Source organism: Candidatus Nitrososphaera evergladensis SR1 (assembly GCF_000730285.1).
Taxonomy (GTDB): domain Archaea; phylum Thermoproteota; class Nitrososphaeria; order Nitrososphaerales; family Nitrososphaeraceae; genus Nitrososphaera; species Nitrososphaera evergladensis.
On sequence record NZ_CP007174.1, the window covers coordinates 1468435 to 1482406 of the forward strand.

The following is a 13972-nucleotide window of genomic DNA, read 5'->3' on the forward strand; positions in this document are numbered from 1 at the left end:
ATGTCAGTAGTAGTAAACGGCCGACTTTTTGGTAACAGGATAATAGTCTGGGACATTGCTGACTCCCGAAAGCTGTACGGCTCGGGATACTATGGCAAGCCTATTGGAGTGCCAAAACCAAAGGGAGTGGAATTTGATGCGCCCCTTGTACTTGACCTGATGGAAGGCTGCTACCTTGCTGAAAAGGGGAGGCTGAAAATATCGCAGATGGACAGCAGCAACAGCAAGCCAGTTTCGCAGACAGAGATAAAAAAGATCTGCAAAAAACAGTACGTCGACTTTGACGCCAAGTACCTGGTGTTTTCGGACCTGCGGGAAAAAGGCTATGTCGTCTCGCCGGGGATAAAGTTTGGCTGCGACTTTGCAGTGTACGAGCAGGGTCCCGGGATTGACCACGCGCCCTACCTCGTACAGGTGTTCCGGGCAACAGACGAAATGACTGCTACCGGCGTCGTCCTTGCCGGCAGGCTTGCCACCACCGTGAAAAAACAGTTCATACTGGCCATACCAAAAGTAACAGAAAAAAAAGTAGAGTACGTCGGCTTTGACTGGTGGCGCGCCTAGCTAGGCCGTTTCTTTCTTGGGCATGTCGAACTTGACATAGTTCTCGCCAGAGATGGTAAGGCGCGTGGAGAACCTGTCAGAGCCCTGCTCAAGCCAGCCCTTGTAGCGCACCGAATTTTTGACAATATCAGTCACGCTTGGCTTTTTCTCATTGACTTCTTCGTAGCACGAAAGTATCTCGCCGAACTTGACTTCCTGCTGCTTGTTGAATTTTGTGATATAGTACGCAAACACCGCCGTTTTCTCATAGTGGTTCTGGGGCTTTTTCTCTGCATAGAATTCGCGCAGGCCCGGCTTGCTCTCGTTTGCTTTCAGGTCGACCGGTATTGGCGGGAGCGTGGGCGCGACGCGCGGAGCGTGCTGCTTGGCCGATGGTGGCGCTGGTGTTGCTGCCGCCTGCCTTGGAGCGGCTGCTGCGTGCCCGTCTGGCATCTGCTGCTGCGATGATGGCATTTCATGGACCTCATGCGGGAGCGCAACCTGCGCCTTTAGGGCAATGTTTTGTTGCTGCATGCCGCTTGCTATTGCCTCCTTTACTGCCATCTTGAATATCTCTTCAAATTTTTCAAGGTGCTTGTCGACGAAACTTTCCTTGCCCTCCAACTCGACGATGCCTTCCTTGACGTTTATCGTAAATCTTGCTTCCGAACTTCCCGCGCTCAAATTCCCGCTGTAGTATTTTCAAAGCTTCTTTATCAAGTTGGTGGTTCACCTTTGCGGCTTTGCTAAAAAAACTAGTTAAGCAAAGTTCCGGCTCTCTTAAATATCCGTATTAGAAATAACTTGCGCCTTATGTTTTCAGTCAAGAAATTGGGTAAGAACGGTATGTGGGGAACGGTGAGCCTCATAGACGAAAATGGGTCTTTTCGGGGAGAGGCCAGATTTGAGACAAGAGAAGATGCCGAAAAATACCTCGTCAAGTTCAAGAACAGGATGAAAAAGCCGGTCGACCTGAAGGTTTTTAACGATTCAGAAGCAGAGGAGCCCAAGAAAAAAGACAAGAAAAAGTGAGATTCTATATTTTATTTTGCGCGCAGCGGCACCAGCTTTTGCCTCACTTTTTGAGCCATCTTCTCAAGCTCTTCTTCCGGGGCAACGCGCCTTGCGGGCCACTTGCCGTCGGGGCTGTCATCTGCAAACCGCGGTACAATGTGTACGTGCACGTGCGGGATTATCTGGTTTGCCGCAATGCCGTTGTTCTGACCAACGTTAAACCCGTCTGCGCTCACAACATCTACGACTGCCTTTGCTATCCTTGGTATTGCCGCATACAGCTTGGCCACTTCGGCAGGCGGCATGTCTAAAAGCGTGTTGTGGTGCTTGACAGGGATTACCAGCGTGTGGCCCGGGTTTATCGGGTACTTGTCCATTATCACGAGCAGGTCCTCGTCCTTGTAGACCTGGGCGCTTGGCAGCTCGCCAGCTATTATGGAGCAGAATATGCATGGCTTGGGCATCTGTTGTTGCGTCATCTGCTAGGATTTCATGGATGTTTATTCCTTGTGCTTGCAGCGCAGTTATGGTTGTTGGCAATGCTTTGAAGATGAGCGTCCTTTTTTGGACCTGGTGGCGTGTTTGTCTCACCAATCGTTCTATACAAGAGATCATAGAAGATCGTATTTGCAACTATCAGCAGACACTTTGTCTGATAGGACAGGAGCGAAGAAGGATATAGTTTACTGTAAGAGCTAAAGCAAGTCGTAAATAACTTGATCATGAGATTGACCTATGAACATAGAAGAATTATCATCAATGCTGTCAAACAAGACTGGGATGCAGCAGTCGATTGCTGGCACAGTGATAAGCGCCGTCCTAAGCTATGCAGTGCAGCACTTTATGCAGAAAGGAGCAAGTGGCTTTATGGGTTTGGGCGGATCTGATGCGGGCTCTTCTTTGCAATCCATGCTGTCGCAGCTGACCTCCGGCATAAACGATCCGGGCAATCCGCTTGTGCAACAAGTAAAAAAAGACGGTGGATTAAATGACGACAATCAAGCAAGGCAGTACACGCAACAAACAGTAGACGTGCTTAAGGAAAGCGCAAACAAGGATTCTGCGGGATTGAGCTCGTTGATTGGCAGCTTTCTGGGCGCAAATAAACAAGGAGGCGGAGGAGGGGTGGGAGATATTATCGGCGGCCTGCTGGGCGGTGCAGGCAAGAAGTAAGGTTCGACATAGTCCGTCTTTACGTCGACAATTGAAAGAGCGAGTCCTGTAACTGTATTACAACAATCACGTGGAGAACACATTTCTGCCGCATCAGGCAGGTATAATATTGAGAATGCAAATGTTTGCGCCGCCTTGCTTGCCAGCGGGACAACAGCCAATTTTAAATACGCCAGATTCTAGACCTTTTACGATGGCTGAGACAGTTGAGCTGGAAGACTTTGACATTGCCTTTTCATTCCGTTGCCCAAAGTGCGATTATGTCAATGAAGAGGTGTCTGCCAAAGATCTGTCAAGCGGAAACGCCGAGTGCGGCATGTGCGAAACTGTCTTTCGCGTGGAAGGCCTCGACGGCATCAAGATAACGGCAAACCTTGACTGATTGACTGACTGAGAAACGCCAAGAATCTTAAAGATCGACAAGCAATTTACTTTAATAATCACTAGGTATAATCTTCTGTAAGGTAATACCTGTGGCAAAAGTTAGTCGTTTGGCGAAGGAGTATCTTGGAAATGTCAGTGCACGCAATGCATTCAGCGGCAGAACATACGCACAGCGCATAAAGAGATTTGAGGAGTTCGTAGCAAAGGACGGCATAGATGCCACTGTTGCAAAGCTGCTGAAGGGAAAGCTGGATGTATACAAGGTCATGAGTGGCTTCAATGCATACATGGCAAGCCGTAAGGTTACACCACGTTCACAAGTCCAGACTGTAAAGACGGTTAGGAACTTTCTAGAGTATTGCGATGTGCCGATATCAAAAGCCAAGTTCAAACTTAAGGTGTTTCTTCCTGTCATCGTTCGCAAGCAAAAGAAAGCTCTCTCTAAAGCTGAGGTCAGAGAGATTGTCATGGCTTGCAGGGGAGATGCCAGATTGTTCACATATGTTCTGTTCTTGGCCGCCACAGGCTGCAGGGCCACAGAGGCATTGAATGTCAGAAACAAGGATTTGCATCTAGATGATCCCATACAGCCTTACGTATTCATCAGAGGAGAAACGACAAAGACAAAACAGGACCGCAATGTGTTCCTCACTACGGAATTGATTAAGGCCTTGAAAGAATATCTAACCGTAAAATACCGCGAGCGCAGGACAGTCTATGATAGGACTCTAGGCAAGACGATACATAACAAGTTTGCCCCTCGTCAGGAGGATGATGATTATGTTTTCGTTGCGTATCATCAGGATAGGACCATCCAACCAGATTTGCGGAGTGTCTACGTCCACCTGAACCACGCATTTGTCGAGACATTAGACAGAAATGGAAGAGGGCAGAAGGAGGAGAATAAGAGAAGACGGAAAATTACATTTCACTCATTGCGCCGGTTCGTAAAGACTCAGATCTCGACACTTGGGTACGCAGAATTTTCTGAATATTTTATCGGCCACACAAGCACTGTAAACATGGTCTATTTTGCAGAGACACATGAGAAGTTAGTCCAGATTTTCAAGAAGTGCGAGCCTGCATTAACGCTCTTGGATGTGACATCTATGGAAGCAAGGCAGCGAGACTTTGAGACTCGGTTGCAGAAGGCTGAGCAGGAGGCGCTTGATGCAAAGAACAGCACAGCGCAAATGGAACAGATAATTGCGAACATGGCTCGCCTGAAGGGTTACAAGTGGACAAGGGATGAGTTCCATCAAGTCTTCAAGGGCTTGCTTGGGGAGCCTGAAGAGGAGGAGCGTGCCGACTCCTCCTAATCTTGTTGTAACAAGCCATGCTGCAAGTCTTGCGCCCATCATGTGATGGAAAGACCCGAAACGTCTTGGCGCACACAACACATGCCATCTCTCTGCTCCGGATCACTTTGCGCTTGGTTGTTTTATGGGGATAGGCTTTGAAACACGCCCAACTGCAATAGATGTTCTGATTATTTCCGACTTTGAAAGGTTGGTGACAGTTCCGGCATATTGGTTTCTGGTCTCTACTCAACTGGCCTTCAAACGCTGGCTTCCATGTGTGTTCAAGACGGCATTTAGCCGAACAGTAAACTCGGTTCTTTACCCAAGACCCAAATTCATTGTTGCAGTGCCTGCAAACATGTGTGTATGTTGGGGCCTTTTTGCTATTGCGTTTGAACTGAAAATAACAATGCTGATCGCAGAATGCATTAGTTGGTTTTAGAACCGTGGCCTGCTTGCCGCAGTTCTTGCAAACTATAGTGTGTGTTTTCTTGCGAACACGTTCCTTTGGAACAGCCTGAACCTTTACCTTGCGTGCGTCCCAGTACGTCCTTCTACACTCACGAGTACAAAACTTGATAGCGTCTCGCTGGCAATTCGGGACGCTAAAGGTTGTTCCACAACCTTTGCAAACTATGTCGGATCGGTGGTTAAGGCGTCTCGAAGACTCGACACTTCTGACAGGTTGAGAGACTATAAACTCTTCAGGGTGGTTGAACCTGTATGCAACAGTCTTTACGAAGGTCCGACGGTTGCCGGTTGTGTTGCAAATCTCCTCTACACTTCGGCCTTCATTCAATAGCTGAATTATGGCGTCTTTAGAGCTCGCTCCCCAAGTCACAGCCGATTTGGGAAGAGGAGGCGGCAATGCAGTGTAATTAACGAGGGGCAGCTCAATCCTCGGCAAGTTTAAGGAGCCCCCGTGCTTGTTTCATGCTCGCCAACATTCGTACTTCATTGATGGAAGCCTGCGCCTGACTTTCTGCAAGATATTTGCGCCGGGCTGCTTCAAACTCTTCATGCTGCTCCTCTGCCTGCTTGATCTCCTCTAGCCGTGCCAGCTCTTCAGCTTGTGCCTTTGCCGCTTTTTCAGCAAGGCGTTTCTGTTTCGCTGCACGACCTGCTATTCTTTTCTTTTCTGTCTCGGTTAGTTTTCTAGGCATGATATCCTAGAATTAAAAATGAAAACAAGGCCCTCATCAAATGTAGGATGAGGGTCCATGCCAACGGACGAGAGCAGGCGGGAAAGGCTGACCCGCCTACTTGATATTAAAAATACAAATGCCAGCTAGGAAGGACCCCGTTTCCTGTCTTGAAGTCGGGGACTTCTACAGTCTTGGGAACATCATCGTCACGCCAAGGACGGCTCTCGTTCTCTCGGATTTGGACCTTCCAGACAAACCTGCGCATCACCATGTAGCCACTTACTAGAAGGAGCTTACTCAAAAATATTATGAAACACTTAGTACCGAGGCAACCGGTACGGGCTATCATCCTGCCGGTACGGGTTGTGTACGGGCTATTTTTGGGCATTTCACGCTCGGTACTGGCGTACGGGTTGATAAAACGAAAATTTTCCGCACTTATACATTGTTTGTAGGTTCAGCCTCAATTTTTCTTATTTATCTATTGTGAGTTCGTAAAATAGCCCGTACCGCCAGTACCAGCACGAAATAGCCTGTACTCAACCAGTACTCAAGCCGTACCTCAAATTAACAACCCGTACCCTAAAAGAGGTTGAAGATTAAACAACCAATATTAGACAATGTTGTAAAAACTATAAGAATTGAAATAAAAGAAAGGAAGGAAGCGGGAGTTTAGGCCGCCGCTGGTGTGAATTGTGCTTGCTTCAAGTCAACAGTATATGCAGGGTTCACCCTCAGTCCCAACCATACTTCATCTTGTTTACCCTTCGGACCCCTATACCCATCCTGAACCATCATCTCCTTGTGCAAATAGGTCCCGAATAGTTTCTTTGATTGCACGGCAAGGTTGTTCTTCGCACAGAACTTCTTGTATGCGTCGTATGCCTCCGCCTTTGTTACATAGTCTTCAGACGTTGAACTACTCAGGAATATTGCGTCTGTCGCAGCCTTCATGGGGTTCGTGACAAGTTCGTATCTTGTTCTCCTGTCCTCAATCTTGTTGTACTTCATATACAGCGATTTGGCCGTATTGAGTCTCCGTAGTGCCGGAGCAATGACCCACGCAAAGATGTTAGAGAGTTCCTCCTCTGTCAGAAGTTTTTGCAGGATGTCTGTGTCATCACTCTTGCCCTCAAACTGGTGCGGATAACTTAGCATGAGCAACCTGCGAATGTCACCGTCCGACTGGTTGATGATGATTGGGTCCTTGTTGAAGTTCATCTGGAACTTTGTATTCAGGATCACGCTCTCAAAGTTGGTTCCCTTCCCTTCTACCTCATGAATCGTATCTCTGGACGCAAGTCTCTTCAGCTCCGTCATGTCTATTGCCCTACCGTCTGTCTCTGCATCAATATTGAGGGCCTTGCCCTTCATTCTGTATGTCGCAAACCGATTTTCGATGATTTGCCTGAGCGAGAAGCCTGTTACTGATCCTCCAACAAAACTTCCCTTCTCACTTTTGCCTCCATGCAGTGCTTTTAATAAACTATCTTCAGTAGTTTTGCCATTCTTGCCGTATCCTATCTTGAAGCATACAAGCTCGAACTTGTTTTCCTTCATGAAGGTGTAGGCCATCCAGTCCATTGCCGTCTTGACTTCGTGTGGATAGTGGATACCCTTGATCTCTCTGTTTCCGTCTTCAGGATATCTGACTCCTGCCATGAATCTGTAGAAGTTCTTTGGCACTTGTTTGACCTCTGGATATGGGTAGGGCAGTTGATGCATGGAAAGCAGGTCTGGACTGTGCGGGTATGTCTTGTCCTCAAGCCAGTTGTACCACACATTCCTGAAGTTTATCATGTACGGATTGTTGTCAAATTCAACCTCATTCACATACTCCCGCCTGCGCAGTTTGTTCAGGACTTCGTTCACATCGTGGTTGTTGATACCGGGGCTGATCTCTTCAAGATACCTTTCTATCGCCTGCTCAGCATCTTTTTCCTCATACACTCCATCGTTGTAAATGCAGAGCCTTCTGTCCTGACCTGTAGCCTTTACGATGAACTTACTCTTTACATCCTCAGTTAAGGCAACTATCCTCTCCTCACTGTCTTCCCAATCTTGCACTTTCCTGCTTGCAGCAAGTGCTTCCTTGATCAGCTTATCCCATTGCTTGAAGAACCTCTGCACTGTTTTGTAGTCATGGTTCGCCAAGAGTTCTCTCTCCAACTCTGCCCTACTGTTAATCTGTGCGATGTCTTTGCGGAATGTTGCATCCACTGCTTTCACAATCTTGTCCCTATCGTCACCGTGCAGTTTTATGACAAACTCTTTCACGGCATCTTCAGGGAAGCCCTTATGCCTGAGGTCTCCGATGAGGCGAAGCCCTACATCATTTCTGCTTCCTTCTGAGTAAATAGACTTGGCACAATCTGCAAGAGCTGCTATGTGTAGAGGGCTTACCTTAGTTACTCCGGCTGTTTGCTGTCTTGAGGCAGTGGAGCTTTTTGAGGCTATATTGAAAGCATTAAGTAATTGTTCATACTCGGCTTTAGTGATGGTTGGTATTGTCTGGCCTCTGCGCTCGTAGACCTTACCGGTGTCAGGGTGTATGCTCCCTGCACCTACAACATAGGAGCCATTTCCTCTAATGACTATCTCTTCATGTGCTCCAGTTCCTTTCCAGAGTTTGATTCTGCCTATACCATCTTCAAACTCGGAGAGATTGAATCTTAGGTAGATGTGATAGCCTCCACTTGTCTTCACTAGCTGTGTATCCTTGGCTTCCAGCTTTTCTTTCAATGTAGGGACTTTAGAGATTGTATCCGCCCACATCTGTGTAGCAGGTTCCCCATCAATATCTATGACAATAACCAAAGAGATCTTACCACATATCACAGCGATGTTGCAACCTTTGGCTATCATCTCTTGGAGTCTGTCTGCCGGGAATAGTTCATTGAAGTATTTGTCTAGGTCAATACCAGCCTCAGGGATCTTGCTTCTAGCCGCAAGAGGGACTAGGTTTATCCCCATACTCACATACCTTGCTGCTTCTTCAGCGATGTTAGAACTCATCTCTAAGCCCTGCCTCCGAGAATCTCGAACACGAATCTCACTGTGAGTCCCAAGTCTTTGCTATGCAGGAGTTTCAGCCTGTAGCCAAAGATTCCCTCAATCACTTCCCTGCATTCCTTACTACACTCAGGATGCGCCCAAACTTCCACTTCGACAATCTGCTGGACCCTAGTGATCCTGTAGTTGGGATGGTCAATACTCCAGTGCTGGAGCCTTGCGTAGTTTGTATATTCGCTCCTTTTTCTATTGTAGTCAATCTTCTGGGGTGAATCAGGTGCTTGGCTACTCATCTTCTTTTATTCAGCCCTCTCCACCATACCGTTCCTGAATGCCTTGGCCCTTGCTTCTCCCAAGTGTACTCTCACCCTGAATCCGCAATGAGGGCACGCTGTATGAAAGATAGATCGCCCTCGGTATGTCCATATGTACGTGCAGTGCTGGCAGTAGAGCTCCTTACCGAGCTCGGCTGTCACGGTTGTTTGGTTGTTTAATCCCATATAATAAAAAGGAGAATTGCGAGCGTGGTTTTGCATTGTTACTTTTTTGTTTTAGTAATGATCCTCAGAATCGGCAAAGAAGCCCATATTCTACCTCCTTTTGGCTAATAGAGGTATAATATGGGAGATAGGATGGCTAGTTTGGGTTAGAATATTCGACAACTGTCGAACTTATTCTAACTTCCGCACAGTCGCCTTCTTTCCATCCAAATCCCAAGCCAAAACGTCCCCAACCTCCAGCTTTAAAGCTTTGGCTATTTCGTAGGGAATTGTTACCCTGATAGAACCTGAAACTTGGTTTGCCGTCTGGACCTTGGAAGTTATCATGTCGCTTTGCCTTATATACCCTCTGTTACCTATATAAATATTGCTGTCATGGTGATCTAAATGCATAAATAGCTCATGTAGGTAACTATAATGCATGAGCAAATACAACACGAACGCAAACAAAATAACCGCAAGCAAAGTCGTCGCAGCCGTCGCAACTGGAGCCCTGATTTTTGGAACAGCCTACGGGGCAGCCACACTCCACACGCCGTTGGGTGCACCGATCCTGACAGCTTCAGTATTCTCATTGGGGCTGCTAATGGGAACGACTTTCAAGGGCAAGCGCAAGGCTGAGGTGACTGCTTAACATGGCCGCCACCCTCCAACACCGGGAGCATGGTATCGTTGAAATGGGGTGCGTGCTGGCAGAGATGCATAGAAGTCCCTTCGGCAGAGACCTGCTCCATAATGCCATGGCGGAGATGGGCTTAACGTGTGACATGTGCGATGAGCAGGAGGGCACGGCCTAGCCCCACTTTTTATGGTGATGGCATAAATGGCAAAAATAATTGGTCTCGGTAAATTCATTGTGGCAGGCGTCTGCGTCGCAGTATGGCTTAACGGTTTCGCCAGCCTTTATCAATCATGGTCAGACGCCGGCATCAGCGCTGCAATGTGGTTGAGTGGGGCATCAGTCTGTCTGTATTGGGCTATGCGTGATCGCAGGAAGGCAAAGGCGAGCTCACAGCAAGCCACCACCCCATAGTCCCTTACTTTTCTTCTTTCCTTTTGATTTTCCAGCCTTTACCTGTTTTTGTCCGCCTTCCTGAATGTCAAAGGCACCGGCTCCGAACAGAATATTTTTCACTCCACGCTGCTTAAACGAACTGACTCCGCCCTTGCTCCCTTGACTGGCCGCTACTCCACCCGGCATGAATGTTGGAATTGCGATAGGTGGCACCTTCCGACTAGTGGGTGGACTTCTCGGAGGCCTGCCCGTGGTTGTATCAAGCCTGAAGTTTAGATCTGTAATAGTCCCCTGATCTAAGCGGGAACCTGTCGATGTGATGTCTCTGGGAGTCATAATTATGTCGGCCTTTCCTCCTGTTTTCGAACCGGTCCCGTGGGAGAATGGATTGGCGACATCGAGTCCTCCTTTTTGGGGCTTTAGGTTGAATGGATTGGCAGTTGAACTCAGTGAGCCAAGGTTAAGCAAGCTGTCTGTCCTAGTATCCTGCTTGGTCTTGTGGCTCAGTGACTCTCCCGGATATCTGAGGAACTCGGTAGACTCAGAGACGTTCTGAGAAGTCTTTTTCTTGGAGACTCTCTCGGCTCCGGTTAAGCCGCCAAGCCCAATGGCCCCAATGTTTGTGTATGCACCGGCATTGCCTCCTAATCCAAGACCCTTTACTCTTGCAGACGATTCCGCTTCAAAGATCGTGTTTTTCACACTCGCAAAGCTCGGAGCTTCCTTGGCACTACTAACCTCAATCAACTTACCGCCATTTGTCTTAGGCAGTTCTGCCGATGGTGTTCTGCCCGGTTCGACATTGAATGTGAATGGTGTGCTCGGCTTCTTTGTCCTTGCCTCATCACTAACAGCCTTGGATCTTTTTGTATCCTCTTTGACAAACTTGCTGACCTTATTAAGATCAAACTCCACATCAGTGGCCACTTGTTCCTTCATCAGTTTTATCGCCTTGCCGCCTTTGGTTATGAAATAGTTTCCGGATAACGGGTCCAGTCCTTCAGAATCTCTTGCAAGGTCATAGCCGGCTAGTCTGGAAAGTCTGGCACTAGGCAAAGCTGGATTTTGCTCCAAGTTATAAACATCTGTGGTACTGCTTGCTATCAGGTTAGAGGACTTGGGAGCGTTCTGGACCTTTGGGAACATGACATCCGCCGGCGCTCCTCCTTTCGCCGGATTAATTCTTCCCTTTCCGCCTACCTTATAGAAAAATTCGCTTGCGTGTTGCAGTGCGCCTAGTGCGTCGGCCCTCTTGATGCCGAAGGCTGTTGTAGTGCTAGATATTTCACTTTCAATACCAGTTAGCTTTTCGTCAATGCCAGATATTTTTTGTAGGAGGTCGGACTTTTGGCTAGTCAAGTCAGCGACCTCTTTCGATGTTGCAGCATCGGTACTGCTATCAACGGCAAACATATTTTCTGATTTTTGATTACTCGCCACAGCAATATGGTCATTGATATCAGAAAGCTCTGATTGCAATTGCTCTTTTTGCATTCTGAGATTGTCAGCCTTAGAATACAGCGGCTCTAATTTCTTAGATAGTTTAGCTGACTTGCTGTTCAGAGTAAAGTCATTTTTCAACGCATAGCCTTCAATCATTTCCTGAATTTTTGGCGAATTGTAGTAAGGATCAGTCGCTTTCAGCTTTATCTCCTCAGCACTTGGAGCTTTTGCCTGATTCTTTATCCACTGGGTAGTGTCCTGCACCGCTGCGACTGATTTAACGTCTTGTCCAACTAGATCTGCCTTTGCTGCAAGCGGCAGTGGAGATGGATTCTGGATGACGGCTGTGTTGCTCCTAGGTGAAATGATCCCAATCGGTGTACCCTCTTGCGTCACGACCTCTCTAGTTGGATTGATGGTTAACTTCTTGACACTTATGCTCTCTGGAATATTGATGGAAGCAATAGGTGTCTCGTTCTGCATGATGCCGAGATCTATTTTCTTACCGCCTACCAATGGAATCTTTACGTTGCGACTGGCTACAGCAACGTTCGCAAAGCGTGTAGGCTGAAGTGGCACGTCAACGACCTCACCGGTTGCCGGAATCTTGCGCTGTTCGATGGGCCTAACAGAAACGTCGCCCTCGACACCCGCTCTTTTTGCCGCAGCCTGCGCTTCCTTCTCAACAGATCGGGTAAGTTTGAGACCGGATGCAACCTTGCTCACACCCTTTACAATCTTTACAGGATTGCCGAACGTTAAAATGTCTGCAATGGTACCGCCAATGAACTCAACGGGCCGTTCTTGCAGTGCCTTGTATTGTTGCGCTATGGCTTCATCCCCACTGCCGAACGACAGGCCAGTTGCACTTTCGACAGACTGTTTCATGCCACTCTTTTCCAATTCCTTCACACCATAGGCAGCACCGAGCCCCACTATGCTGCCTACGGGGATGTTTTGTGCGTCGATAATTTTTTTGTCCTGCGCTGCTTTAGACGATTCGGCATAAAATGTATCGCTGCCAAAGGTCCTGCCTATACTTTCAGTAAGTGTACTGAACGCACCAAGGTCCGTGGCTGACTTGATTGCTTGTGATGCTGCGGCACTATTATTGCGAGTCCGTTCCGCTTGCGCTTTAAATCCTAGTGCATCCTCCGCCTTGCTGATCAGATTGCCACCTAAACTCACCAGTCCTGCACCCGCAGCGCCGAATCCCTCGACGCCAAAGCGCCACACCTGCTCGGCAGCATCTAGATTTAATTTCGCATCTTTGTATGGATCCGGAATCTCAAAGGTGCCATCATCACGAACCCCCACTGTCTTACCACCGCTAGTGAAAGTTGTGAACTTGGCTGTAGTCTTACCGGAGGAATCTTTAGTCTCTACAAGCCCTCCAAAGCCTTTGGCCTGCATGTCGCTAATCCATGCGTCATAGTCGGCTTGGGCTTTCTCGTTTGCAGCACGTATCGCACCGTTTTGCCTCTGAACAGACATGAAATCGGCATAATTCTTTTTGCTCTCCGCCACATCTACGAAGAGTGGGGTAATATCCCCTGTAGGGGACACTTCCACCTGTCCTGCATACTTTACCTTCCCTCCCTTTTCCTGTTCACGCACAAACTGAAGGATGTTGTCGCCCAATGCAAGCCTGCTGACATAGACTCTTTGTGATGCCCCGTTTTGTCCTGATTGCGCTAAGGATTGACGCTGTGCGGCAAGATTCTGCGATTGGTATGCAGCATAGTTTTTTTCCAATCTTTTGGCTTCAGCCGCCTTGTCGTGGATTGGAATGCTCATAGTGCGCATTGGTCCCTCTTCGTACCTGCTGCCACCGCCCAATTTGCCGAAGCCGGGAGTGATGGCGACAGTATAACTATCCTCGACAGCCTGCCGGGCTTCTGGCAGAAAGTCGGAGAGATTTTGAGTTTGACCACTGTATAGCGCCTGGTCCTGAGCTCTTCGCTGTGCTTCCAAGAATGTCTGCGTGGCCAGCGTACGCTGTGCTTCATCACTCAAGCCGTTGGAGTTTGTGTTTGTTGGTGCAGGTGATGGTGCAGCGGCAATGTCCGCAGCCGTGATCGACTCAGTTTTACCAGTTTGCAAAAATTGGGCTTGTTTTTGGGCATTCAGTTCTTGGTACTTTTTATACGCAATTTCCATCGGGGATGACATGGCTAGTTCCTGCCATCCTTGGAATGAAGGAGAGAATAGATTACGTCGTTCATTGAACTATATGGCGTCGGGGACTTTTGCTTGAGCTCATGATAGATCTCTTCACGGACTTTGATTGTTTTGTAGGACACTTTTTGTAACCTTACAATAAAAAAGGAAGTCAGGCAGTAAGAGAAGAGGTTAGGCGTAGCAGAGAGTCAACGGACGTACCTGCCGTTTACGTGGCGGAATAGTAACTTTCACACACAGCCTGCCTTCAGAGTCCACGAA

General features: G+C 48.0%; 14 protein-coding genes. 6 read left to right on the forward strand and 8 right to left on the reverse strand.

Going from position 1 to position 13972, the window contains the following annotated elements:
* Entirely contained in the window at window positions 1–564 is a 564-nt protein-coding gene (gene endA / locus NTE_RS07900; RefSeq protein WP_148700527.1) for a tRNA-intron lyase, read from the forward strand.
* Here the strand turns inward: endA and NTE_RS07905 are convergent, their stop codons facing one another.
* Window positions 565–1227, reverse strand: coding sequence for a hypothetical protein (locus NTE_RS07905; RefSeq protein ID WP_148700528.1), 663 nt, complete (start codon window positions 1225–1227; stop codon window positions 565–567).
* Window positions 1228–1374: 147 nt separating this feature from the next.
* Between NTE_RS07905 and NTE_RS07910 the strand changes: the two genes are divergently transcribed.
* Window positions 1375–1575 (forward strand): hypothetical protein, encoded by a 201-nt coding sequence (locus NTE_RS07910; protein ID WP_148700529.1) that lies wholly within the window; start codon window positions 1375–1377, stop codon window positions 1573–1575.
* 11 nt (window positions 1576–1586) lie between these two features.
* Here the strand turns inward: NTE_RS07910 and NTE_RS07915 are convergent, their stop codons facing one another.
* Window positions 1587–2021 (reverse strand): HIT family protein, encoded by a 435-nt coding sequence (locus NTE_RS07915; RefSeq protein WP_148700530.1) that lies wholly within the window; start codon window positions 2019–2021, stop codon window positions 1587–1589.
* Between the two features lie 271 nt (window positions 2022–2292).
* On the opposite strand from NTE_RS07915, the gene NTE_RS07920 reads away from it, so the two are divergent.
* The 3 genes from NTE_RS07920 (at window position 2293) to NTE_RS07930 (ending at window position 4433) form a co-directional block, all read left to right on the forward strand.
* A complete protein-coding gene (locus tag NTE_RS07920; RefSeq protein ID WP_148700531.1) occupies window positions 2293–2730 on the forward strand; it encodes a hypothetical protein in 438 nt (145 codons plus the stop codon).
* Between the two features lie 193 nt (window positions 2731–2923).
* Window positions 2924–3112, forward strand: a complete 189-nt coding sequence (locus tag NTE_RS07925; protein ID WP_148700532.1) for a hypothetical protein — start codon at window positions 2924–2926, stop codon at window positions 3110–3112.
* A 109-nt stretch (window positions 3113–3221) separates the two neighbouring features.
* On the forward strand, window positions 3222–4433 hold the full coding sequence (locus NTE_RS07930; RefSeq protein WP_148700533.1) for a tyrosine-type recombinase/integrase: 1212 nt from the start codon (window positions 3222–3224) through the stop codon (window positions 4431–4433).
* Window positions 4434–5308: 875 nt separating this feature from the next.
* Here NTE_RS07930 and NTE_RS07935 read toward each other — a convergent pair.
* From NTE_RS07935 to NTE_RS16530, 5 genes are all read right to left on the reverse strand, one after another.
* A complete protein-coding gene (locus NTE_RS07935; RefSeq protein WP_148700534.1) occupies window positions 5309–5578 on the reverse strand; it encodes a hypothetical protein in 270 nt (89 codons plus the stop codon).
* Window positions 5579–5684: 106 nt separating this feature from the next.
* The gene (locus tag NTE_RS16525) at window positions 5685–5861 is read right to left on the reverse strand and encodes a hypothetical protein (protein ID WP_158385267.1); all 177 of its coding nucleotides are present in this window, start codon (window positions 5859–5861) and stop codon (window positions 5685–5687) included.
* 371 nt (window positions 5862–6232) lie between these two features.
* Window positions 6233–8575 (reverse strand): bifunctional DNA primase/polymerase, encoded by a 2343-nt coding sequence (locus tag NTE_RS07940; protein ID WP_148700535.1) that lies wholly within the window; start codon window positions 8573–8575, stop codon window positions 6233–6235.
* Between the two features lie 2 nt (window positions 8576–8577).
* Window positions 8578–8865, reverse strand: a complete 288-nt coding sequence (locus tag NTE_RS07945; protein ID WP_148700536.1) for a hypothetical protein — start codon at window positions 8863–8865, stop codon at window positions 8578–8580.
* Between the two features lie 378 nt (window positions 8866–9243).
* Window positions 9244–9399: an AbrB/MazE/SpoVT family DNA-binding domain-containing protein gene (locus NTE_RS16530; RefSeq protein ID WP_158385269.1), complete on the reverse strand. Its 156-nt coding sequence runs from the start codon at window positions 9397–9399 to the stop codon at window positions 9244–9246.
* A 94-nt stretch (window positions 9400–9493) separates the two neighbouring features.
* On the opposite strand from NTE_RS16530, the gene NTE_RS07955 reads away from it, so the two are divergent.
* Window positions 9494–9706 (forward strand): hypothetical protein, encoded by a 213-nt coding sequence (locus tag NTE_RS07955; protein WP_148700538.1) that lies wholly within the window; start codon window positions 9494–9496, stop codon window positions 9704–9706.
* Window positions 9707–10081: 375 nt separating this feature from the next.
* Here NTE_RS07955 and NTE_RS07960 read toward each other — a convergent pair whose 3' ends face one another.
* The gene (locus tag NTE_RS07960; protein ID WP_148700539.1) at window positions 10082–13702 is read right to left on the reverse strand and encodes a hypothetical protein; all 3621 of its coding nucleotides are present in this window, start codon (window positions 13700–13702) and stop codon (window positions 10082–10084) included.
* Window positions 13703–13972 lie beyond the last annotated feature (270 nt).

What these genes read in the sequence shown, in the direction of transcription:
- endA (WP_148700527.1), top strand. Translation starts at nt 1, where the DNA reads ATGTCAGTAGTAGTAAACGGCCGACTTTTTGGTAACAGGATAATAGTC.
- NTE_RS07915 (WP_148700530.1), bottom strand. Translation starts at nt 2,021, where the DNA reads ATGCCCAAGCCATGCATATTCTGCTCCATAATAGCTGGCGAGCTGCCA.
- NTE_RS07920 (WP_148700531.1), top strand. Translation starts at nt 2,293, where the DNA reads ATGAACATAGAAGAATTATCATCAATGCTGTCAAACAAGACTGGGATG.
- NTE_RS07925 (WP_148700532.1), top strand. Translation starts at nt 2,924, where the DNA reads ATGGCTGAGACAGTTGAGCTGGAAGACTTTGACATTGCCTTTTCATTC.
- NTE_RS07935 (WP_148700534.1), bottom strand. Translation starts at nt 5,578, where the DNA reads ATGCCTAGAAAACTAACCGAGACAGAAAAGAAAAGAATAGCAGGTCGT.
- NTE_RS07940 (WP_148700535.1), bottom strand. Translation starts at nt 8,575, where the DNA reads ATGAGTTCTAACATCGCTGAAGAAGCAGCAAGGTATGTGAGTATGGGG.
- NTE_RS07945 (WP_148700536.1), bottom strand. Translation starts at nt 8,865, where the DNA reads ATGAGTAGCCAAGCACCTGATTCACCCCAGAAGATTGACTACAATAGA.
- NTE_RS16530 (WP_158385269.1), bottom strand. Translation starts at nt 9,399, where the DNA reads ATGATAACTTCCAAGGTCCAGACGGCAAACCAAGTTTCAGGTTCTATC.
- NTE_RS07955 (WP_148700538.1), top strand. Translation starts at nt 9,494, where the DNA reads ATGAGCAAATACAACACGAACGCAAACAAAATAACCGCAAGCAAAGTC.
- NTE_RS07960 (WP_148700539.1), bottom strand. Translation starts at nt 13,702, where the DNA reads ATGTCATCCCCGATGGAAATTGCGTATAAAAAGTACCAAGAACTGAAT.